Source organism: Streptomyces sp. NPDC034037 (genome assembly GCF_055575715.1).
Window position 1 is genome coordinate 456217 of record NZ_JBVISC010000007.1, and the last position, 21537, is coordinate 477753.

A 21537-nucleotide genomic window follows, 5' to 3' on the forward strand; every position below is an offset into this window, starting at 1 on the left:
ACGCACGAGGGCCGGGGCCACTGCTGAGCAGTGGCCCCGGCCCTCGTGTTTCGTGCTGTGCGGTGGTGCGCCGCGTCCGTCGTCAGGCGGACTTGCGGCTGTCCCGCGGATGCACCGCGATGTTCATGGCGCCGGACCGAAGGACCGCCAGGCGCTCCTCCAGGACCTCTTCGAGTTCCTCTCGAGTACGGCGCTCCATGAGCATGTCCCAGTGCGTACGCGCCGGCTTGCCCTTCTTCTCCTCAGGTCCGTCGCCGTCTACCAGGAGTGCCTGGGCCCCGCAGACCTTGCACTCCCACTCCGGCGGGATCTCCGCCTCGACCGAGAACGGCATCTCGAAACGATGTCCGTTCTGGCATGCGTACTCCACGGCCTGGCGCGGAGCCAGGTCGATGCCGCGGTCGGTCTCGTAGCTTGTCACCACGAGACGCGTGCCGCGAAGAGCTCGCTCACTCATGAATCGTGCCTCCCGGGCTTGTCGCCCACAGGACAGGTGTCGCTGTCGTCGTCATCCGGTCAACGTCCGGTCGGCGGTAAAGATTCCCGTTCAGGGTCATGCGTCGCCGTCGTATGCCGCCCCTTGTTGTACCCACCAGCGCCCGGTTTGTCACATCTGGCAGCAGATGTCACCCAGCGTTTCTGAGGCTCCAGATCGCAGTAACGGTCCGCCTGGCAGGCCAAACGCGTACACTACCGCCCTTTGCCCTCAGTTGCTAAATCTTCTCGGTACGAGGTTCCCCCGCGTCGCGCGCGAAGCGGCGGTCGACCGCCCGGATCCCGGCGGGGGCAAGGGCGCGGGCGGGGCCGAAGTGGCGCAGGAAGAACTGGGCGAGCGGGCCGATGGCGAGCGCGTACAGGACGGTGCCCGGGCCGACCGTGCCGCCGAACGCGAAGCCGGTGGCCACGACCGTCACCTCGATGAGCGTGCGCATCAGGCGGACCGAGCGGCCCGTGCGCCGGTGCAGGCCCGTCATCAGGCCGTCACGCGGTCCGGGGCCGAACGCGGCGGTGATGTACAGGCCGGTCGCCACACCGTTGAGGACGACACCGGTCAGCAGCAGCGGGATACGGACGGCCAGGGTCTGCGCCTGCGGCAGCAGCGACAGCGTGGCGTCCATCGACAGACCGCAGACGAAGACGTTCGAGATCGTGCCGAGACCCGGCCGCTGGCGCAGCGGGATCCACAGCAGCAGCACCGCCGCGCCCACGGCGATGGAGACCACGCCGATCGACCGGCCCGTCAGCTCGGACAGGCCCTCGTTGAGCACGTTCCACGGCTCGGGACCGAGCCCCGCGGCCACCATCAGCGCGGAGCTGGCGCCATACAGCGTCAGACCGACGTACAACCGCGCCAACCGACGCACGAGCTGTGGCTTCATCCCGGACAAGTGGTGCTCCCCGCTGGTGACAGTGGCATGACGCATGACACCCTGTGGCTTGGAAGCAGACCGCGACCATGGCCAATTCGGGGAAGGTGGACTGGGAATCATGGCTCAGTGGACTTCGGCGATGGGCTCGACCCAGCTGGCCCGGCTCCTCGCCTCCCAGCAGGCACGCCCGAGCGGGACGGGCACCCGCCGCCCGCCCGCTTACCGCGCCCTGGCCGACGGCATCCGGCTGCTCGTGCTCGAAGGCCGCGTCCCGGTCGCCGCGCGCCTGCCCGCCGAACGCGAACTCGCGGTGGCGCTCGCCGTCAGCCGCACCACCGTGGCCGCCGCCTACGAGGCGCTGCGCACCGAGGGCTTCCTGGAGTCCCGCAGGGGCGCCGGCAGCTGGACCGCCGTCCCCGCCGGGAACCCGCTGCCTGCGCGCGGGCTCGAACCGCTGCCGCCCGAGGCGCTCGGCTCCATGATCGACCTGGGCTGCGCCGCGCTGCCCGCGCCCGAACCCTGGCTCACCCGCTCCGTGCAGGGCGCCCTCGAAGCGCTGCCGCCGTACGCCCACACCCACGGCGACTACCCCGCGGGGCTGCCCGCCCTGCGCGAGATGCTCGCCGAGCGCTACACCGCGCGCGGCATCCCGACCATGCCCGAGCAGATCATGGTCACCACCGGCGCGATGGGCGCCATCGACGCGATCTGCCACCTCTTCGCGGGGCGCGGCGAGCGCATCGCCGTCGAGTCCCCCTCCTACGCCAACATCCTCCAGCTGATGCGCGAGGCGGGCGCCCGCCTCGTCCCCGTCGCCATGGCCGAGGGCCTCCAGGGCTGGGACATGGACCGCTGGCGGCAGGTGCTGCGGGACGCCGCTCCCCGGCTGGCGTACGTCGTCGCGGACTTCCACAACCCCACGGGCGCGCTCGCGAGCGAGGACCAGCGCCGGCAACTGGTCGAGGCCGCCCGCTCCGCGGGCACGGTCCTCGTCGTCGACGAGACGATGAGCGAGCTGGGACTCGACCCGGACCTCGACATGCCGCGGCCCGTCTGCGGCTTCGACCCCGCGGGCTCCACCGTCATCACCGTCGGCTCGGCGAGCAAGGCGTTCTGGGCGGGCATGCGCATCGGCTGGGTGCGCGCCGCTCCCGACGTGATCCGCAGCCTCGTCGCGGCACGCGCGTACGCCGATCTGGGCACCCCCGTCCTGGAGCAGCTCGCCGTGAACTGGCTCCTGAACACCGAGGGCTGGCAGGCCGCCGTGGACCTGCGCAGGCAGCAGGCCAGGGAGAACCGCGACGCGCTGGTCACCGCCGTGCGCCGCGAGCTGCCCGGTTGGGAGTTCGAGGTGCCGCGCGGCGGCCTCACGCTGTGGGTGCGCACCGGCGGCCTGTCGGGCTCGCGGCTCGCCGAGGTGGGCGAGCGCGTGGGGGTCAGGGTTCCGTCCGGGCCGCGGTTCGGTGTCGACGGGGCCTTCGAGGGGTATGTGCGGCTGCCGTTCACCGTGGGCGGCGCGGTGGCCGACGAGGCGGCGGCGCGCCTGGCCGCCGCGGCCCGCCTCGTGGAGACGGGCGCCGGCACGGGCGCGGAGGTCGCGCATCCCTTCGTGGCCTGAGGACGCCCCCCGCCGGGTTCGGCTCTGCCCTGGGCTGGGCGCCCGCCGGTGTCAGCCCCCGCCGGGCTCGGCTCCCGCTGGCGCCAGCTACTGCCGGTCTCAGCTTCCGCCGGTCTCGGCTTCCGCCGGTCTCGGCTTCCGCCGGTCTCGGCTTCCGCCGGTCTCGGCTTCCGCCGGTCTCGGCTTCCGCCGGTCTCGGCTTCCGCCGGGCTGGGCTTCCGCCGGTGTCGGCTTCCGCCGGGCTGGGCTTCCGCCGGTGTCGGCTTCCGCCGGGCTGGGTTCCCGCCGGTGTCGGCTTACGCCGGGCTGGGTTCCCGCCGGCGCCAGCTTCCGCCGGGCTTGGCTTCCGCCGGGCTCGGCTCCCGCCGGTGTCAGCCCCCGCCGGGCTCGGCTCCCGCCCGCTTCAGCTCTCCGCGGCGACCGGGGCCGGCTCGGTGACCTCCTGGAGTTCTTCGGCCCGCTGTTCGGCGATCTGCTCGGTGATCTGTTCCGTGGGGCCCGTCTGCGGGGCGGTGCTCCGTTCCGGCAGCAGGTCCAGGACCGCGCGTCGGTGCGCCTCGCTCGTCGCGTCGTCGTACGGGTCGGGCGTCGCGGGCACCTGGAGGCGGTGCACCGGACCGGTGCCGAGCCGGGCGTAGCCCCGCCCGGGCGGGACCTCGGACGTGGGCGTCGTGTGGGGCGGCGCCCCGAGGACCTCCTCCAGCCGGCGGGCACCGGCGGGCCCGAGCACCACGCGCGCGCGGGTGTGCTGGCGCACGGCGTCGCTGAGGGCGTCCAGGCAGTCCAGCTGGTCCGCCACGGCCACCGTCACGTTCGCCGCCCTGCCGTGCCGCAGCGGGACCTGGAGCAGTGACTGGGGATCGTCGCGCCCGTCGGCGGCCGCGAGGTGGCCGAGGGCGCTCGGCCGGTCCAGGAGGATCCACAGGGGGCGCTTGATGTCCTCGGGCGCCGAGTGGCCCGCCTGCCGGGCGCGGTTGGCGGCGATGAGCCTGCGCTCGGTCTCATGGGCCGCCCATTCGAGGCTCGCGAGCGCTCCGGCGACCCCGCATTCGATGGCGAGGACACCCTCGCGGCCCGTCAGGCAGGCGTAGTCACCGGTGCCGGTGCCCTCGACGACGAGGACATCGCCGTACTGCAGCGCCTGGAGGGCGATCGAGCGCAGCAGTGTGGTGGTGCCGCTGCCGGGCTGGCCGGCGATCAGCAGATGGGGCTCGGTGGAGCGGACGCCGGTGCGCCAGACGACGGGGGGCACGTCGCGGCACTGCTCGCCGTCCGTGACCGGCAGGGTGCGCCGCACGTCCGTCTCGTCGGTGAAGCCGAGGACGGTCTCCCCGGGGGCGGTGACGAAGCGCTGGGCCGCGATGTCGGTGGGGAGCGGGGGGAGCACGCTGACCGTCAGTTCGTTGCCCTCCTCGTCCCACGCGAAGTGGTATTCGCGTCCGCGGCCCGACTTGGCGTGCAGCAGTTGTTCGATCCGCGCGCGGGACTCGGCCTCGCCGTCCGTGAAGTACGCGGGGTAGTGCACGACGAGCCGGGAGATCCGTCCCGTGTCGTCGAACGTGTGGGAGGGGAAGGCCTTGTCCCACGCGCCGCCGTGCGCGAAGAGCGGGTCGGGGTCCTCCGGGACGGAGAAGTAGGGGACGAGCGCTTCGTAGAGCGACTGCAGCCGCTGTGCCTGTGCCTCGTCCGGGCCGTCCGGCGCGGGCGGGTTGCGCTCCCGGCCGGTCCACGCGCAGGCCCCCATCAGACAGATCCCCGCGAGCAGGGGCCCGTAGGGGACGAGGGCCACCACCAGGATCACGGAGGCCACCAGGAACAGCAGTGGTCCGCGCTTGTCCTTCGGGGTCTCGGCCCACCTGCGCCGCCCGGCGGCAGCCAGCCGGCGCAGTCCACGAGCGATCGTGATCAGCGGGTGGAGAACGTCGGTGGCGCTGTCGGCGGCCGACCGTGCCAGCTCCCGGCTGCGCGCCAGGGACGCGGTGCCGTTGCTCAGGATGCGGGGGAGTGGGGGCCTGGCCACGTCAGTCTCCTGGAGGTGCGTGCGAAGGAAAGGAGCCTCAGAACTTGATGCCGCCGAGGAGGCTCGCGAGGCTCGCGCTGCCGGCCTTGATGCTCGGGGCGATGGCGGTGCCCGCCAGGAAGAAGCCGAAGAGGGCGCAGACCAGGGCGTGGGAGGCCTTGAGGCCGTCCTTGCGGAAGAAGAGGAAGACGATGATTCCGAGCAGTACGACGCCCGAGATGGAAAGGACCATGACGGTTCTCCTGATGTGGTGGGGACAGTCACCATGAGTTCTTCCAGGTTCACAGCATGTATCCATACGACAAAAGGTGCAAAAGAGTGAAATTCCTGGAATTTCCCTCGAATGGCAGAGCCCTTTCGGAGCTGTCGAAGAGCGGGCCGGCGGGTCTCGCGTGCGTGCCGTGATCTCTGCCTCGGCCGGGCCGCGTCATGTGCCCGCCCGGGCAGTACCCTGTCGATTCACTCGTACGGCTGCACCCGCAGCGCATCCCGGAAAGGCGGACACCCCATGAGCGAAGCCCCCGACCCCGAGGTCGTGGAGCTGGCGACCAAGATCTTCGATCTGGCCCGGCAGGGGGACACCGCGGCGCTCACGGCCTACGTGGACGCGGGTGTCCCGGCCAACCTCACCAACGACAGCGGAGACTCCCTGGTGATGCTGGCGGCCTACCACGGGCACGCCGACGCGGTCCGGGCCCTCCTGGAGCGCGGCGGCGACGCCAACCGCGCCAACGACCGGGGGCAGACGCCGCTCGCCGGAGCCGTCTTCAAGGGCGAGCACGCGGTGATCCGCGCCCTCCTGGACGGCGGGGCCGACCCGGCCGCGGGGACGCCGTCGGCGCTGGACACCGCACGGATGTTCCAGAAGACGGAGCTGCTGGAACTGTTCGGGGCGCTCTGAACGGGTAACCGGGCAGCAGTGACGGGGCGCTGGAAATGTGGTCGCGGCGGACATGACCGCCGGGTCATCATGACGACGTGATTCACGGACGCGACGGTGGGGCAACAGGCGCCGAACCGCGTGGTCCGTGAGCGGCCCGCCCCCGGACCTCGGTCCGGGAACCCTTAAGGGCCACCGACGAGAGGCAGAGGAAGATGGTCTTCGACAAGCAAGAGACGGCGGGCGGCCCGACGTGTTGGCGTGCGGCCAGGTAATGCGTGATTCCCGGTTGCGTCGACGCTTGATGTGAGGCTGTTTCCCATGTTCGATCCGGTCATAGCGCCCAGCGGTACGCTGCTCGGCCTGCTGCAGCGGGGCCGCGGCGACGGCACGCTGCACGCGCTCACGGCACCCCGCTCCGAGGCGCTCGCCGCCCTCGACCACTGCGTGCTCAACGATCCACGCCACGACTGGCAGGTGGAGAACCGCTCGCTGTACTACGCCCGGCTCTACCTCGACCTGCACGGCGGGCTCGGCGAGATCGAGCGGCACCTCTTCGACGCCGAGGACGCCCTGGACCCGGACGACTCGCGCACCGGGCTCGCCCTCGCCGTCCTCGGGCACCTCGCCTCGTACGGCCGACCCGACGCCCTCGCGCTCCTGAGGCGGTACGCCGCCCACGGCGCGAACTGGGCCTGGGCCCTGGACGAGCTGGCCCTGCGCGACGACGACGCGGGCCTGCGCGCCCTCGCCGCCCCCGTGCTCGCCAGGTTCCCCGCCGACGCGCAGGGCGAGGCCGACCTGGCCGCCGCCGTCCGCGACGCCTACGAACCACGGCCCTGGCGGCTGTGGGAGGAGGACCCCCGCCCCGAGATCGGCGCCCGCGTGCGGGCCGCGCGGGAACAGGGCTCCTTCGACCGCTGGCAGCGCCAGATGCGGCCCGCCGGACCGCGCCCCGGATGGAGCGTCCAGGCTGTCTTCGACTGGGCCCAGGAGGGCCTGGAGCGCGGTGCCGTGCTGCATGTGCCCGCCGCCCGCTGCCTGAGCGCCGTCGCGGGACCCGAGGACCGCCCGGCGATCCTGAAGGCCGCCCGCGCCGGCTCCGACGGCGCACGCGGCGCCGCCCTGCGCTATCTCGCCGACGCCCACGACCCCGAGGTCTTCGACCTCATCGAGCGGGCCGTGGAGAGTCACTCCCCGGCCGTCGTGGAGGCCGCGACCGAGGCCTTCGAGCGGATGCGCGGCGCCGCCGCCGTCGAACGGGCCCGGCGCTGGGCCTACCGCCCCGACGCCCTGGGCGCCGCCGCCGGCCGCGTCCTCGCCTGTCGCGGCGGCGCGCAGGACAGCGAGCTCGTCCTCGCCGCGCTGCGCGAGGCGGTCCGCGGCGAGGGGCCCGACGCGCCCACGCTGTGGACGCTCGTCGACGGCGCGGGACGCCTCGGCATCGCCTGCGCGGCCCCCGTGCTGCGCCACGTCTACCGCGAGACCGCCTCGTCCCAGCTGCGCGGCCGCGCCGCCCGCGCGCTCGCCGCCACCGACCCCACCTTCGCCTCCGGCTTCGCCGTCGAGTGCCTGTGGGACTGCGAGGAGACCACCCGCGGGGTCGCCGCACGGCACGCCGAGACCGGTGACGCCCGGGTCGTCAACCGGCTCCGCAGGCTCGCCGCGGACCCCGCCGAGGAGGACGAGGTACAGACCGCGGTACGCAGCAGGATCGGCCCCGACGCCGACGCGCCCGCCGTGTAGCGCCTGCCGCGCCGTGCGGCCGGGCCGGTCACCGCCGGCCCGTGCCCAGGAAGCGCACCGGCGTGCCGGGCGCCGCCTGGGCGGCCGCCGCCAGGTCGGCCTCCCGGACGACCGCCACCACCGGATAGCCCCCGGTGGTCGGATGGTCGGCGAGGAAGACGACGGGCCCGCCGTCCGGCGGCACTTGTACGGAGCCGAGCACCATGCCCTCACTGGGCAGTTCGCCGTGGACCGCGCGCGCCAGCGGCGGGCCCTCGGTGCGCAGTCCGATGCGGTTGCTCGCCGAGGACACCCGGTACGCGCGCGTGGTGAGCGTCTCCAGCGCCGCCCGCGTGAACCAGTCGGCGCGCGGGCCGAGCGTCACCCGCAGCACCAGCTCCCGGGGTGGGGCGGGCTGCGGGGCGCTGTCCACGCGCGCGTGCGGCCCGGCCGGGGCGCCGAGCGGCAGCACCGCCCGGTCCGCGAGCGGGGGCGGACCGAGCCCGGAGAGCAGGTCCGACGAGCGGCTGCCGAGCACCGCCTCGACGGCCACACCGCCGTCTAAGGCGACGTAGGACCGCACTCCGTGGACGGCACCACCGACGTCCAGGACCGCCCCCGCCGGCACCCGTACGGGCGCTCCCCAGGCGGCGGGCCGGCCGTCCACGGTCACGGGGCAGGGCGCGCCGCCGACGGCCACCGTCACGGGGCGGCGGGGGCGCACCGCGCAGCCGTTCAAGGTGGTCTCCAGGACGGCGGCGTCCGCAGTGTTGCCCACGAGGCGGTTGACCAGGCGGGCGGCGGGGAGGTCCAGGGCGCCGGAGCGCGGGACCCCGAGGTGCGCGTACCCGGGGCGCCCCAGGTCCTGCACGGTGGTCAGCGCGCCGGCCCGCACGACGGCGAAGGCCCGGTCCGTCATCGCCGCTCCCGGGTGGCGTCCGGCGCGGTGCGCGGTGCGGCCGAGGGTGGGCCTTGCGGTACGAAGCGGACGCGTACGCCGGGTGAGAGCAGCGCGGCGGGCACGCGCGTGTGGTCCCACAGCACGGCGTCCGTCGTGCCGATCAGCTGCCAGCCGCCGGGCGACGCGCGGGGATACACCCCCGTGTACGGCCCGGCGAGGGCGACGCTGCCCGGGGGGACCGACGTGCGGGGCGTGGCCCGGCGCGGCACCTCGTAGCGCTCGGGCAGCCCAGTCAGATAGCCGAACCCCGGCGCGAATCCGCAGAAGGCGACGCGGAACCGCGCCGCCGAGTGGATCCGGGCCACCTCGGGGACGCCCACGCCCCAGTGCGCGGCGACGTCCGCGAGGTCCGGGCCGTCGTACCTGACCGGGATCTCCACCACGGCCCCCGCGCGCGCGGGCAGCGGCGGAATGCCCCACCCGGGCAGCTCGGCGCGGACCCGGGCGGGCTCGTCCAGTCCGTCCAGGAGCACCGTGCGGGCCGCCGGGACGATCTCGCCCACCCGCAGGGAGCCGGCCGCGCGGCGGCGCAGCAGTTCCGCGTGGAGGGCCTGGGCCTCGGCGCCGTCGGCGAGTTCCACGAGCAGGGCCCGCTCGCCCACCGGCAGGACCCTCACGCGAAAGCCTCCACGCGCACGCCCGCCGACTCCAGGCGGGCCCGGACCCGGCGGGCCAGGTCCACCGCGCCCGGCGTGTCGCCGTGCAGACACAGCGACCGCGCGCGCACCGCGATCTCACGGCCCGTGCGGGAGGTGACCCTCCCGGAGCGTGCCATGTCCAGGGACCGTTCGACCACGGCGTCCGCCTCCGTGATGACCGCGCCCTCGCCGCTCCTCGGTACGAGCGTGCCCTCCTCGGTGTAGGCGCGGTCCGCGAACGCCTCGGTGACGGCCGGGAGCCCGGCCCGCCGCGCCGACTCCAGGAAGCGGGACCCGGGCAGCCCGAGGACCGGCAGCGAGCCGCCGGCGAGCAGCACGCCCTCGACGACCGCGCGGGCCTGCTCCTCGTCGTGGACGACACGGTTGTAGAGCGCGCCGTGCGGCTTCACGTACGCCACGCGCGTGCCGGCCGCCCGGGCGAAGACCTCCAGGGCGCCGATCTGGTAGGCCACTTCGGCCGCCAGCTCCTCCGCCGGCACGTCCATGGCGCGCCGCCCGAAGCCCGCCAGGTCGCGGTAGGAGACCTGCGCGCCGATCCGGACCCCGCGCTCGGCGGCCCGGTCGCACACCCTGCGCATGGTCACGGGGTCCCCGGCGTGGAAGCCGCAGGCCACATTGGCGCTGGTGACGACGGACAGCAGTTCCTCGTCGTCCGTCAGGTGCCAGCGGCCGAAGCCCTCCCCGAGGTCGGCGTTCAGATCGATGGAGGTGGTGCTCATCCGCGCGGGTCTCCTGGGTTCTCGGCGGCCGGTGGGGTTCTCGCCGGTCGGGCGGTTGTCGACGGTCGGGCGGGTTCTCGGCACCCGGGTACGGCGGTGCCGCGGGCCTCGGCTCTCAGGTCACGCGGTACTGCTCGTCCCGGGCGTCCGTGATGAACATCCTGCCCGGCGCGTGGGTGATCGCGAAGGGAGGCCTGGACGCCATCACGGCGGCCTGCGGTGTCACCCCGCACGCCCAGAACACCGGGATGTCGTCCGGCCCGGCCGCCACCGGGTCACCGAAGTCGGGCCGGGCGAGGTCCTCGATGCCGAGCCCCGCCGGGTCGCCGCAGTGCACCGGGCTGCCGTGCACCGCGGGCATCAGGGCACTCTCCCTGATGGCGGCGGCGAGAGCGCCGGGCGGGACCGGCCGCATCGACACCACCATGGGGCCGCGCAGGCGCCCCGCCGGGCGGCAGGGGCGCGCGGTCACGTACATCGGGACGTTGCGGCCCTGCTCGACGTGGCGCAGCGGCACCCCGGCGTCGGCCAGCGCCCACTCGAAGGTGAAGCTGCACCCGATGAGGAACGACACCAGGTCGCCGCGCCAGCGGTCGACGACGTCCGTGGGCTCGTCGGTCAGCTCACCGTGCTCCCACACGCGGTAGCGGGGCAGATCCCTCCGCAGATCGGCCCCCGGGGCGAGCGGCGTGCTCCAGGAGCCCGCGTCCGTGACGTCGAGCACCGGGCAGGGCTTGGGGTTGCGCTGGCAGAACAGCAGCATGTCGTACGCCCAGTCGGCGGGGACGGAGACGAGGTTGGCCTGGGTGAACCCGCGCGCTCGGCCCGCGGTGGGGCCGCTCTCGCCGGCACGGAAGGCGGCGCGCGCCATCGCGGCGCTGGTCTTTTCGGCGGTCACAGGAGTTCCCTCCCCCGCGTCTCCGGAAGGCCGAAGAGGGCGATGACGGCGAGGCCGTAACCGAGTGCCCCGAAGATCAGCGCGCCGCCGACGCCCCAGCTGTCGGCGAGGAAGCCGACCATGGTGGGGAACACGGCGCCGACCGCGCGGCCGGTGTTGTACGTGAAGCCCTGGCCGGTGCCGCGCACGGCGGCCGGATACAGCTCGCTGAGGAAGGAGCCGAAGCCGCTGAAGATCGCGGACATGCAGAAGCCGAGCGGGAAACCGAGCACAAGGAGAAGGCCGTTGGCCCCGTCCGGGATGTTCGTGTAGGCGAGGATGCTGGCCGCGGAGAGGAAGGCGAAGAGCGTGATGTTCCGTTTGCGGCCGAGCCTGTCGGTGAGATAGCCGCCGGTCAGATAGCCGAGGAAGGCACCGGAGATCAGGAAGGTGAGATAGCCCCCGGTGCCGACGACGGTCAGGCCGCGCTCGGTCTTCAGATACGTGGGGACCCAGGTGGCCAGCGTGTAGTAACCGCCCTGCACTCCGGTGGACAGGAGCACCGCGAAGCACGTGACGCGCAGCAGCCCCGGCTTGAAGATGGCCGTGAAGGACCCCTTGTGGGCGCTGTCACGACGTTGGGCGGCCGCCTCCGGGGCATCGTGCACGTTGCGGCGCACGTAGATCACCAGGAGGGCGGGCAGGGCGCCGGTCCAGAACATCACGCGCCAGGCGAGGTCGTCGTCCAGGAACTGGAAGACCACGGTGTACACGATCGCGGCGAGCCCCCAGCCCACGGCCCAGGCACTCTGGATCGCGCCGAGGGTGCGGCCCCGGTTCTTGGCGGTGGCGTACTCGGCCACGAGGATCGCGCCGACCGCCCACTCACCGCCGAAGCCGAGGCCCTGAAGCGCACGGAAGACCAGCAGCGTCTCGTAGTCGGGCGCGAAGCCGCAGGCGACGGTGAAGACCGCGTAGGTGACCACCGTGATCATCAGCGCCTTCACGCGCCCGATCCGGTCGGCGACCACGCCGGCGACGGCGCCGCCCACGGCGGAGACGACGAGGGTGACGGTGGTGAAGAGCCCGGTCTGGCCGCTGTCCAGGCCGAAGTACGCGGCGAGCGCCACCATGCTCAGCGGCAGCGTGAAGTAGTCGTAGGAGTCCAGGGCGTAGCCCCCGAAGGCGCCGGCGAAGGCCCGGCGGCCGCGCGGGCCGAGCGCCCGCAGCCAGCCGAACGTTCCGCTGTCGTCGGGGAGTCCGCCCTTGTCGCCACGCACGCCGGCGGGTACGCCGTCGCTCGTCTTGGCCGGGGTGGCCTGGGGTGGTGGAGTCGTGCTCATGGGCACCTCGCAGGAGAGGGACGGGGAGGGTGCTGGAGCGGGGATCTGGTGCCACAAGGTAGAGGATCGTTGAACGATCCCTCAATACCTGTGTTGTTTCGTCCTCGCATCTGCGATTGAATCCGGGCATGGCTGAGGGGATGGCTGGAGTGGGCGAACTGGCCGACGACCGTGCGCTCCTGGGGCGCACCAGTACGGCGGAGAGGGTCGCGGACATCCTCCGGAGCCGCATCGCCGAGGGGTACTTCCCGCCCGGCACGCGACTGTCCGAGGACAGCATCGGCGGGGCGCTCGGCGTGTCCCGCAACACCCTGCGCGAGGCGTTCCGCCTGCTCACGCACGAGCGGCTGCTGGTCCACCAGCTCAACCGCGGGGTCTTCGTGCGGGTCCTCACGGTCGAGGACGTCCGGGACATCTACCGCACGCGCCGCCTCGTGGAGTGCGCCGTGGTCCGTGGTCTCGGCGAGCCGCCCTTCGCGCTCGACGGGGTGGCCGGAGCCGTCGCCGACGGCGTGCGGGCCGCCGCCGAGAAGGACTGGAAAGGCGTCTCCACGGCCAACATCCACTTCCACCGGGAACTCGTCGCCCTCGCCGGCAGCGAGCGCACCGACGAGCTGATGCGCAGCGTCTTCGCCGAACTCCGCCTGGCCTTCCACGTGGTGGCCGATCCGCGCCGCCTCCACGAGCCCTACCTCGAACGCAACCAGCGCATCCTGGACACCTTGCGGGCGGGCCATGCCGCGCGGGCCGAACGCCTGCTCGCCGCCTACCTGGAGGACTCGCTCGCGGGCCTCGTCGAGGTGTACGGGCGCCGGGTGGCCGAGAGCGGCTGAAAGTCGCCGTACGCGGGCGGCTGAGGCGGACGTTCCGGTGCGGCGGCCCCGGCCGGGGAGCCGGTCGCTTCTGCGCCGTTTCGACCGTTGTCAGACCGAGGACCTAGTCTGTGCACCGTGACTTCGCCTGCCGTTACGGACACCGCTCCGCCCCAGCTCAGCGCGGGGCCGAGGCCCGCCACGGGCCCGGCCGCCGACGAGGGCCTGGCGCGCCGCCTGCGCGCCCTGGCCTGCACGGCTCCGCTGCACGACCTCGACGTGCGCAAGGCCAACCTCGCGGGCGAGTACTCGGTCTACGCGATGGCCGAGGTGGCCCTGTCCGCCATCGACCTCGTCACGCTCACCATGGACTTCGACACCGGCGCCGACCACGAGCAGATCGTCGCCAGGCTGTTCCCGCGCGTCGCCGCGCAGGCCCCCGAGCGCCCCGCCGCCGAGCACGAGCGCGTGGCCCGCTGGGTCCTGGAGAACCTGATCAACGTCGGCAGCGTGGACCGCGGCTTCCGCGCGGTGTACGGCACCTTCGCGCCCGACGGGACGTACGTCCGCAGGGACTACGACTTCAAGCTCCTCGAAGAGGTCCCCGGGTACGGCGGCAGCGTCTATCTGCGCACGACCGACGAGGCGGTCAACGTCCTGGTGGGCGCCCTCGACACGGACGTCACCAGTGCCCAGATCGCCGCCGAGGTGAAGCTGGAGGTCCTCATCAGCCGCGGCAGGCTCGCCGACGCCCAGCTCGCCGCCGAGCAGGCCCGCTACCGGACCGTGCAGTACTCGGAGACGCTCCGCAAGGCCCTCGACGCCACCCGGCGCAACGTCCGGGCGGTCGACTGGCTCCAGGCCGTCCCCGACATGATCGCCGAGGCGCTCGACCACGTGGCCGACCGGTACCGCCACGAGAACGCCATCCTGACCAACATCCGCAAGGCCCGCGACGAGTCCGAGGACCCCGAGCAGAAACGCCGCGCCGCCGAGCTCGTCGACATCGTCAAGGACTGCATCCGCCGCCACACCCAGCTGCAGTCCCGCCTCCTCGAAGCGGGCCCGCTCTTCCGCGCCGAGCAGGACCGGCAGGCCTTCGCGACGCCCACCGCGCGCGCGGGGCTCGACCTGTACGGGCAGCTCCTCGCGCCCATCCTGCCGCTCCCCGCCGAGCGGGCGATCCGCGTGACGGACGCCTTCTTCGCGCGCGGCACCGGCCTGCGCACCCCCGTGTCCGTACGGGTGGGCGACCTCGTCGACATACTGCTCACCCCGCCGACGGAGCGCGAGCACCTCGGCGCGGAGATGCCCGAGCCCGACCTCATCGCCACCCCGGACGACAGCCGCTTCAGCGAGGAGCAGCTGGCGAGCGCCATGGAGTTGCTGACGCTGCCCGCCGACGCGCCGCGCCGCCTCTCCGGTCTGCTCGCCGAAGCCCGCCTGCGCGACCCCGAACTGCCCTACCTGGTCGCCCTCCTCGCCGTCCACGCGGCCAGCCCGCCGGTCGGCACCGCCTACCGCCAGGGCGAGGAGAAGCTGCTCTTCGCCGTGGACGACGGCACCGAACTGGACGACGAGGAGTTCGGCGGCGCCGACCTCATCGTCGGCACGGCCCTCCTGGACGCCGCCGGCATGGCGGCCGACCGCAAGGAGGCGTCGTGAACTCCCGTACGCGCAGGTGCCCCTCCCGCACCACAGGGCACCCGCCTGGCCGCCTCATGCGTCACCCCGGCCCCCTCACGCCCCACCCGACCAAGGAGCACACGCCGTGACCGACCACCCCGCAGAGCACGCCGCGTGGGGCGAGCCGGACTCCGCCACGGCGCCCGCCGCCCCCGCGCCCGTCACCCCGGCCGACGCCGCCGACGCGGCCCGCCTCGTCTCCTTCGGCCTGCAGCCCAAGCTCCAGCCCGCCCGCGACCAGGAGTACGGCGAACTGCTCCGCCGCTACCGCGAGGACCCGCCCTTCGCGCGGCTCGCCGACGCCGTCGCGACCGGGCTCGGGCTGGTCGTCCTGGAGGTCTCCCCGCGCGCGGGCATGGCCGTGACCGCCGCCGAGGACTCCGTCTTCGCCGTCCGCATGGGCGACTACGCCCGCCGCGCGGCGACGGACTCCACCGACCGCTTCCTGCACGGCCTCGCACACCTCGCGGTCGCCGCCATGGCCTTCCCGCGCCCCGAGGACCTCGCCGACGACGGATACATCGGCCGGGTCACGGTCAACGGCGTCGACGCGTTCGTGCGCCAGGCCTGCCGCCGACTGGAGGAGCGCGCCGAGGAGCAGGGCGAGAACACCGACCCGGCCACCGACGCCCCCGGACTCGAGGCCGCCTGGCGGATCTGGGCGCGGCGCAGCTCCACCGGGGCCACCAAGGACGCCCGCCGCCTCGCGGGTTCGACCACCGGCATCGTCGGCAAGGCCGTCGCCTTCCTCACCGACTCCGGCTTCCTCCAGCGCACGGGCGACGACTCCGGAGGGACGTACCGCACCACGGCCCGCTACCAGCTCCAGGTCCGCGACATGGCCGGCAGCGCGGCCATGGCCGAGCTCCTGGACCTCGGCGTCGTACCGGTCACGGACGGCTCGGCGACGCTGCTGCCCCCCGAGGACACCGACGACCTGGAGCTGGCCGCCGACGCGGGACTGCCCTTCCACTCCTGACCCCGCGGCCCCTCCCGACCCACGCGCCGCCGCCGCCCCCGCCCCGCACCTCCCCGCCGTTTTTCACGACTTACGACGAGAGTCCGCCGCCATGTACGAGCTGTCCCGGATCCGCCTCTACTCCATCGGTCCGGCCGGTGCGCGCTACGCCGACACCGTGCTCGACCTGCGCGGTGTCGGCGCCGTGGTGCCCGACCCCGCGCCCACGCAGGCGGAGTTCTTCGAGGACGAGCCGACAGGGCCGCCGCGCCGCCCCGCCCCCGCGGGCGTGCTCTTCCTGGAGAACGGCGGCGGCAAGTCCGTCCTGCTCAAGCTGATCTTCTCGGTGATGCTGCCGGGCCACCGGAACACCCTCGGCGGCGCCAGCTCCGGCGTACTGCGCAAGTTCCTGCTCGCCGACGACTGCGGGCACGTCGCCCTGGAGTGGCAGCACACCCTCACCGGTGAGTGCGTGGTCGTGGGCAAGGTCAGCGAGTGGCGGGGACGCCAGGTCTCGAACGACCCGCGGAAGTTCGCCGAGGCCTGGTACTCCTTCCGGCCCGGCCCCGGTCTGAGCCTGGACTCGCTGCCGGTCGCCGAGTCCACCGCCGTACGGCCCTCCGTGGAGGGCGCCTCGGGCGCGCAGGGACGCCGGCGCACCATGAAGGGCTTCCGCGACGCGCTGACCGAGGCCACCAAGGCCTACCCCCACCTCGAAGTGCACTGGGAAGAGATCCACGACCGCTGGAACGAACACCTCGGCGACCTCGGTCTCGACCCCGAACTCTTCCGCTACCAGCGCGAGATGAACGCCGACGAGGGCGAGGCCGCAGGCCTCTTCGCCGTCAAGAAGGACTCCGACTTCACCGACCTGCTGCTGCGCGCCGTCACGGACACCCGTGACACCGACGGCCTCGCCGACCTCGTCCACGGCTTCGGCAACAAGCTGGGCCGACGGGCCGAACTGATGGCCGAGCGGGACTTCACCGCCGGCTCCGTCGACCTGCTCGGGCGCATCGTCGAGGCCGCCGGCACCCGGGCACGCGCGCGTGACGTGCACGCGGCCGCCGAGCGCAGGACCCGCACCCTGGCCCGGCGCCTGTCCGCCCGCGCCGTCGAGGAGCGCGGGCGCGCCGCGACCCTGGCCGAACAGGTCACCGCCGCCGCCCACACCGTCACCGAGGCCGAACAGGCCCGCGGCGAGAGCGCCCTCATCTCCGCCGAACTGGCCTACCGCCACGCGTCCTTGGCGCTCACCGTCGCCGAGAAGGCCGCCGCCGCCCAGCGCCGCGAACTCGCCGACGCCCGCACCCTGCACGCCGCCTGGCAGGCCGCCGAGGCCGTCCTGCGCCACCGCGCGGCGGCCGACCGCTCCGCGCGCGTGGCCGCCGCGATCCGCGAGGCCGAGCGGGACGCCGCGCCCGCCCTCGCCGCCCGCGCGAAGGCCGCCGCCGACCTCGTGCGCGCCCTGCACACCGCCGCCGAAGGCGCCGAGGACGTCGCGAACGAGGAGGAGGAGCGCTCCGCCGCCCTCCAGGAGACCGGCGAGAGCGCGCACCGCGACGCCACCGCCGCCGCCACCGAGGCCCAGCGGGCCCGCAGCGAGGCCGGCCACCTGCGCCAGCGCCTCACGGAGGTCGAGCAGGAGACCGCCGAGGCCGTGCGCGCGGGCTGGCTCGACGACACCGCGCCCGACGCCGACCCCGCGCGGGCCGCCCTCGCCGCGAGCGACGCGGAGAAGACGACCGTCGCCGCCTGGGACACCGCCCGCGAGGCCGCCCGCCGGACCGCCGACCACGCCAAGGAGGCGGCCGCCGCCGAGGCCCGCGCCGAACTGACCGCCGCCCGCGCCTCGGACGCCGCGACCGCCGCCGAGGCCGCCCACGACGCGGAGCGCCGCGCCGCCGAGTCCATCGCCGGGGACGAACGGCTCGCCGAACTGCTGAGCCTGCCGACCGGCGTCAGCGCCGTCCCGCGGCCGCGCGGCGCCGAGACCGACAGCGCCCCCTCCCCGGCGCGCGGTGCCCTCTCCGTGGAGGAGCTCGACCGCTCCGCCGACGAGCTGCGCGCCCTCCTCGAAGAAGGCGTCGCCTCCGCCGAACGGCAGCTCTTCGACCTGCGCACCGCCGCCGCCGACGACTCCCGCATCCTCGGCGCCCTCGGCGACGGCGGACTGCTGCCGCCCGGCCCCGACGTCCTCGCCACCGTCGAGTTCCTCGGCGAGCACGGCATCCCCGCACTGCCCGGCTGGCGCTATCTCGCCCAGGCCGTCGACCCCGCCGACCACGCGCGCGTGCTCGCCGCCCGCCCCGAGCTGGTCGACGGCGTGGTCATCACCGACCCGGACACCCACGCCCGCGCCCGCGAAGCCCTCGTGGACGCCGCCCTGCTGCCCCGCTCGGCCGTCGCCGTGGGCACCGCCGCCGCCCTCCTCGCCCCCACACCGGGCGAGCAGGCCACCGACAGCGGCGTCTTCCTCGTACCGCCGAACCCGGCCATGCACGACGAGCACGCCGCCGACGAGGAGCGACAGGCGCTGCGCGCGCGGGCCGCCCGGCGGGACGAGGAGATCCGCTCCCTCGCCGCCCGGCTCGCCAAGGACCGCGAGCTGGCCGCCCGGCTCACCTCCTGGCGCGCAGGCTGCCCCGGCGGCCGCCTCGCCGAACTCGCCACCGCCGCCCAAGAGGCCCGCGCCTTCGCCGAGGAGGCCGAGGCCGAGCTGGCCGAGGCCCGCACCGCCCGCGCCGAGGCCGACGAGGCCGCGAGCGAGGCGGCACGCGTGCGGGACGAACGCCAAGAGGCCGCCCAGCGCGCCCGCCGCGCCGCCGACGCCCTCGCGGGCCTCGCCTTCCGGCTCCGCGAGCGGGCCGGCTGGCAGGCCAAGCTGCGCGAACTGGCCGACGACGCCGCCGAGTCCGAGGCCCGCGCCCAGACCTGCCTGGACCGCGCCCGCGCCGCCGACGAGGACCGCCGCGCCGCCCAGCGCGCCGCCGACGACGCCCGCCGCACCGCCCGCGCCCTGCGCGCCGAACGCGCCGAGATCGCCGGCGCCCCCGAGGACATCCCCGAGGACACCGACGCCCCCAAGACGTCGCTGCCCGCCCTCCGCGAGGCCTACCGCGCGGCATCGCAGCTCTACGAGAAGGTGGGCGTCGGCGCCGACCTGCGCGCCGAACAGGCCCGCGCCGAGAGCGACGAGAGCGCCGCCCTCGCCGAGCTGGACCGGCTCAGCAACAAGGTGCGCACCCGCGCCGCCCTGCTCCTCGAAGGCACCGACGGCTCCGACGGCCCCTCCCGGCAGGCCGCCGCCGCCCGCGCCGAGGCCCAGGTCCAGCTCATCGAGGCCCGCGCCGCCACCGCCAGCGAGCAGCTCGGCCGGCTGCGCGGCGAGGCCGAGCGGCACGCCCCCGAGGACGGCGAGGCCCACACCGAGCTGCCCGAAGAGCTGGTCCCCGCCGACGCCGAGCAGGCCCAGGCACTGCTGCGCACCGCCACCGGCGAACTGGCCGCGCACACCGAGGCGCTGGGCCGCGCCAAGGAGTCCCACGCCGCGCTGCTCCAGGCGCACCGCGCCACGGAGGACGCTGCGGGCGGCTTCGACGAGACGGCCGCCCTCCTGCGCGACCTCCTGCGCGAGCACCAGGAAGACCCCGAAGAGGAGCCCGACCCCTACTCCGGCACCCTGGAGGAGGCCCGCCAGGCCGCCGCCGAGGCCCGCCGTTCCCTGCGCGGCTGCGCCGCCGACCTGTCCGCCGCCGACACCGCCGTCCGCGAGGCCGGCGACATCCTCGTACGGCACGCCAACTCCACCCGCTACGAGCAGGTCCGCACGCCCGCCCGCCAGCAGATCCGCGAGCTGCCCGCCTCCGCGCTGCCCGAGCACGCCAAGAAGTGGGCCGACGCCTTCGCGCCCCGGCTGCGGGTGCTGACCGACGAGCTGGCGCAGCTGGAGCGCAACCGCGACAGCATCGTGGACCGCCTGCGCGGTCTCGTGGAGTCGGCCCTCGCGACGCTCAGGTCCGCCCAGCGCCTGTCCCGCCTGCCCGAGGGCCTCGGGGAGTGGTCGGGCCAGGAGTTCCTGCGGGTCCGCTTCGAGGAGCCCGACCAGGCCACCCTCGTGGAGCGCCTCGGCGAGGTCATCGACGAGGCCACCCGGGCGGCCGTGAAGAAGAACTCGGACCTGCGGCGCGACGGCATGTCCCTGCTGCTGCGCGGCGTCCAGGCCGCGCTGGAGCCGCGTGGCGTCGCCGTCGAGATCCTCAAGCCGGACGCCGTGCTGCGCGCCGAGCGCGTCCCGGTCGGACAGATGGGCGACGTCTTCTCCGGAGGGCAGCTGCTCACCGCCGCCATCGCCCTGTACTGCACGATGGCCGCCCTGCGCAGCAACGACCGGGGCCGGGACAAGCACCGGCACGCCGGCACGCTCTTCCTCGACAACCCCATCGGCCGCGCCAACGCGACGTACCTCCTGGAGCTCCAGCGGGCCGTCTCCGACGCGCTCGGTGTGCAGCTGCTCTACACGACCGGCCTGTTCGACACCACGGCGCTCGCGGAGTTCCCGCTGGTCATCCGGTTGCGCAACGACGCGGACCTGCGGGCGGGGCTGAAGTACATCAGCGTCGAGGAGCACCTGCGCCCCGGCCTGCCGCAGCGGGACCCCGATGACCCCGACGGCGAGACGGTGCACGGCGAGATCACGGCCACGCGGATGTACAAGCGCCCCGCGGCGCAAGCGTCTTTGCCGGCGCGGCCCTCTTCGGCGCCCCAGCCCTCCTCGGCCACTACGTAGCGAGCTGTTTGGTGAGCCACTCGTGGAAGAGCCCGATGTGGTGCTCGGTCGGCACCAGCACCCCGCCCCCGCGGTAGGCGCGGGACGCCATCGCGGGCTGGGTGCGCTCGCAGGCCGCGAAGTCCTGGACGTTGACCCGGTGGAAGAGCTCCACGGACTTCGACAGGTCGGCTCCGGAGGCGACGACGTCGGGTGCGTACAGCCAGTCGCACTCGACGAGCGTGTGGTCCTCGGACATCGGGAACATGCGGTGCAGGATCACGTGGTCGGGGACGAGGTTGATGAAGACGGTCGGTTTCACGGTCACCGCGTAGTAGCGACGGTCCTGCTGGTCGCCGACCTCGGGGAGGCGGCCGAAGCCCGCGCTGCCGTCGACCGTGAAACCCCCGACCTCCTCGCCGAACGCGGCACCGTGCCCGACGTAGTACTGCGCGGCGAAGCCGTCGGCGAACTCCGGCAGGACGTCGGTGAGTTCGGGGTGGATGGTCGCGCAGTGGTAGCACTCCATGAAGTTCTCCACGATCAGCTTCCAGTTGGCGCGCACGTCGTACGTGACGCGCCGGCCGAGCGCGAGCCGCTCGGTGCCGTAGCGCTCGATGGAGGCCGCGTCGCCCAGCCGCTCGACCACCGCGCCGACGACGCTCTCCTCGAAGGAGGGCGGTTCCTCGGCCAGGCACAGCCAGAGGTAGCCGAGCCACTCCCGCAGGGCCACCTTCACCAGGCCGTACGCGGAACGGTCCACGTCCGGCATCCTGACCAGGTTGGGCGCGGCGATCAGTCTGCCGTCGAGGTCGTACGTCCAGGCGTGGTACGGGCATTGGAGGGCGCGGCGGACCTGCCCGGACTCCTCGGCGCACAGGCGGGCGCCGCGGTGCCGGCAGACGTTCAGGAAGGCGCGCGGTTCGCCGGTGCGCGAGCGGGTGACCAGGACGCTCTCCCGCCCGACCCGTACCGTGCGGAAGGCGCCCGGCGCGTCGAGATCGGCGGCGCGCACCGCGCAGAACCAGAGCGCTTCGAAGACGCGTTCCTGCTCCTGCCGGAAGATCTCCGGGTCGGTGTAGTAGCGGCCGGGGAGGGTCGCGATGAGACTCGGCGGCAAAGGGGTCGTCGTCACGGTGGT

At 74.3% G+C, this 21537-nt stretch carries 17 protein-coding genes; 7 read left to right on the forward strand and 10 right to left on the reverse strand.

Annotated elements, in window-relative coordinates; translation table 11 throughout:
* Positions 1 to 82 precede the first annotated feature (82 nt).
* Together ACZ516_RS26100 and yczE are read right to left on the reverse strand one after the other, a co-directional pair.
* Positions 83 to 457, reverse strand: a complete 375-nt coding sequence (locus tag ACZ516_RS26100; RefSeq protein WP_030360404.1) for an RNA polymerase-binding protein RbpA — start codon at positions 455 to 457, stop codon at positions 83 to 85.
* A 256-nt stretch (positions 458 to 713) separates the two neighbouring features.
* A complete protein-coding gene (gene yczE, locus ACZ516_RS26105) occupies positions 714 to 1424 on the reverse strand; it encodes a membrane protein YczE (protein WP_469011799.1) in 711 nt (236 codons plus the stop codon).
* A gap of 64 nt (positions 1425 to 1488) precedes the next feature.
* Here yczE and ACZ516_RS26110 point away from each other — a divergent pair, with 64 nt between their 5' ends.
* Positions 1489 to 2988 (forward strand): SCO1417 family PLP biosynthesis transcription factor, encoded by a 1500-nt coding sequence (locus ACZ516_RS26110; protein WP_358588069.1) that lies wholly within the window; start codon positions 1489 to 1491, stop codon positions 2986 to 2988.
* Positions 2989 to 3391: 403 nt separating this feature from the next.
* On the opposite strand, the gene ACZ516_RS26115 is transcribed toward ACZ516_RS26110, so the two are convergent.
* Both ACZ516_RS26115 and ACZ516_RS26120 read right to left on the reverse strand, forming a co-directional pair.
* A complete protein-coding gene (locus ACZ516_RS26115; protein ID WP_361078482.1) occupies positions 3392 to 5008 on the reverse strand; it encodes a hypothetical protein in 1617 nt (538 codons plus the stop codon).
* Positions 5009 to 5045: 37 nt separating this feature from the next.
* Positions 5046 to 5240, reverse strand: coding sequence for a hypothetical protein (locus ACZ516_RS26120; RefSeq protein ID WP_030560547.1), 195 nt, complete (start codon positions 5238 to 5240; stop codon positions 5046 to 5048).
* Between the two features lie 276 nt (positions 5241 to 5516).
* Between ACZ516_RS26120 and ACZ516_RS26125 the strand changes: the two genes are divergently transcribed.
* Together ACZ516_RS26125 and ACZ516_RS26130 are read left to right on the forward strand one after the other, a co-directional pair.
* Positions 5517 to 5909, forward strand: a complete 393-nt coding sequence (locus ACZ516_RS26125) for an ankyrin repeat domain-containing protein (RefSeq protein WP_358588072.1) — start codon at positions 5517 to 5519, stop codon at positions 5907 to 5909.
* Positions 5910 to 6209: 300 nt separating this feature from the next.
* Positions 6210 to 7634, forward strand: coding sequence for a HEAT repeat domain-containing protein (locus ACZ516_RS26130; protein WP_361078476.1), 1425 nt, complete (start codon positions 6210 to 6212; stop codon positions 7632 to 7634).
* 28 nt (positions 7635 to 7662) lie between these two features.
* On the opposite strand, the gene ACZ516_RS26135 is transcribed toward ACZ516_RS26130, so the two are convergent.
* The 5 genes from ACZ516_RS26135 to ACZ516_RS26155 form a co-directional block, all read right to left on the reverse strand.
* Positions 7663 to 8532: a 5-oxoprolinase subunit C family protein gene (locus tag ACZ516_RS26135; RefSeq protein WP_469011801.1), complete on the reverse strand. Its 870-nt coding sequence runs from the start codon at positions 8530 to 8532 to the stop codon at positions 7663 to 7665.
* The gene (locus ACZ516_RS26140) at positions 8529 to 9191 is read right to left on the reverse strand and encodes a 5-oxoprolinase subunit B family protein (RefSeq protein ID WP_469011802.1); all 663 of its coding nucleotides are present in this window, start codon (positions 9189 to 9191) and stop codon (positions 8529 to 8531) included. The genes ACZ516_RS26135 and ACZ516_RS26140 overlap by 4 nt, the downstream gene beginning before the upstream one ends.
* A complete protein-coding gene (locus ACZ516_RS26145; protein WP_469011804.1) occupies positions 9188 to 9952 on the reverse strand; it encodes a LamB/YcsF family protein in 765 nt (254 codons plus the stop codon). The genes ACZ516_RS26140 and ACZ516_RS26145 overlap by 4 nt, the downstream gene beginning before the upstream one ends.
* Positions 9953 to 10067: 115 nt before the next feature.
* Complete coding sequence (locus tag ACZ516_RS26150; protein ID WP_469011805.1) at positions 10068 to 10850, reverse strand: putative hydro-lyase; 783 nt, start codon at positions 10848 to 10850, stop codon at positions 10068 to 10070.
* A complete protein-coding gene (locus ACZ516_RS26155) occupies positions 10847 to 12172 on the reverse strand; it encodes an MFS transporter (RefSeq protein WP_361078462.1) in 1326 nt (441 codons plus the stop codon). Before ACZ516_RS26155 ends, ACZ516_RS26150 begins: the two co-directional genes overlap by 4 nt.
* A gap of 128 nt (positions 12173 to 12300) precedes the next feature.
* Here ACZ516_RS26155 and ACZ516_RS26160 point away from each other — a divergent pair, with 128 nt between their 5' ends.
* The 4 genes from ACZ516_RS26160 (at position 12301) to ACZ516_RS26175 (ending at position 20417) form a co-directional block, all read left to right on the forward strand.
* Entirely contained in the window at positions 12301 to 13005 is a 705-nt protein-coding gene (locus ACZ516_RS26160; protein WP_358588085.1) for a GntR family transcriptional regulator, read from the forward strand.
* A 117-nt stretch (positions 13006 to 13122) separates the two neighbouring features.
* Complete coding sequence (locus ACZ516_RS26165; RefSeq protein WP_358588087.1) at positions 13123 to 14649, forward strand: hypothetical protein; 1527 nt, start codon at positions 13123 to 13125, stop codon at positions 14647 to 14649.
* Positions 14650 to 14755: 106 nt separating this feature from the next.
* Positions 14756 to 15649: a hypothetical protein gene (locus tag ACZ516_RS26170; RefSeq protein ID WP_358913995.1), complete on the forward strand. Its 894-nt coding sequence runs from the start codon at positions 14756 to 14758 to the stop codon at positions 15647 to 15649.
* 91 nt (positions 15650 to 15740) lie between these two features.
* Entirely contained in the window at positions 15741 to 20417 is a 4677-nt protein-coding gene (locus ACZ516_RS26175; protein WP_469011807.1) for a hypothetical protein, read from the forward strand.
* On the opposite strand, the gene ACZ516_RS26180 is transcribed toward ACZ516_RS26175, so the two are convergent.
* Positions 20410 to 21531, reverse strand: a complete 1122-nt coding sequence (locus tag ACZ516_RS26180; protein WP_361078454.1) for an aromatic ring-hydroxylating oxygenase subunit alpha — start codon at positions 21529 to 21531, stop codon at positions 20410 to 20412. The two genes, ACZ516_RS26175 and ACZ516_RS26180, sit on opposite strands and share 8 nt — an antisense overlap.
* Positions 21532 to 21537 lie beyond the last annotated feature (6 nt).

What these genes read in the sequence shown, in the direction of transcription:
- ACZ516_RS26100 (WP_030360404.1), bottom strand. Translation starts at nt 457, where the DNA reads ATGAGTGAGCGAGCTCTTCGCGGCACGCGTCTCGTGGTGACAAGCTAC.
- yczE (WP_469011799.1), bottom strand. Translation starts at nt 1,424, where the DNA reads ATGCGTCATGCCACTGTCACCAGCGGGGAGCACCACTTGTCCGGGATG.
- ACZ516_RS26110 (WP_358588069.1), top strand. Translation starts at nt 1,489, where the DNA reads ATGGCTCAGTGGACTTCGGCGATGGGCTCGACCCAGCTGGCCCGGCTC.
- ACZ516_RS26120 (WP_030560547.1), bottom strand. Translation starts at nt 5,240, where the DNA reads ATGGTCCTTTCCATCTCGGGCGTCGTACTGCTCGGAATCATCGTCTTC.
- ACZ516_RS26125 (WP_358588072.1), top strand. Translation starts at nt 5,517, where the DNA reads ATGAGCGAAGCCCCCGACCCCGAGGTCGTGGAGCTGGCGACCAAGATC.
- ACZ516_RS26130 (WP_361078476.1), top strand. Translation starts at nt 6,210, where the DNA reads ATGTTCGATCCGGTCATAGCGCCCAGCGGTACGCTGCTCGGCCTGCTG.
- ACZ516_RS26135 (WP_469011801.1), bottom strand. Translation starts at nt 8,532, where the DNA reads ATGACGGACCGGGCCTTCGCCGTCGTGCGGGCCGGCGCGCTGACCACC.
- ACZ516_RS26145 (WP_469011804.1), bottom strand. Translation starts at nt 9,952, where the DNA reads ATGAGCACCACCTCCATCGATCTGAACGCCGACCTCGGGGAGGGCTTC.
- ACZ516_RS26155 (WP_361078462.1), bottom strand. Translation starts at nt 12,172, where the DNA reads ATGAGCACGACTCCACCACCCCAGGCCACCCCGGCCAAGACGAGCGAC.
- ACZ516_RS26160 (WP_358588085.1), top strand. Translation starts at nt 12,301, where the DNA reads ATGGCTGAGGGGATGGCTGGAGTGGGCGAACTGGCCGACGACCGTGCG.
- ACZ516_RS26175 (WP_469011807.1), top strand. Translation starts at nt 15,741, where the DNA reads ATGTACGAGCTGTCCCGGATCCGCCTCTACTCCATCGGTCCGGCCGGT.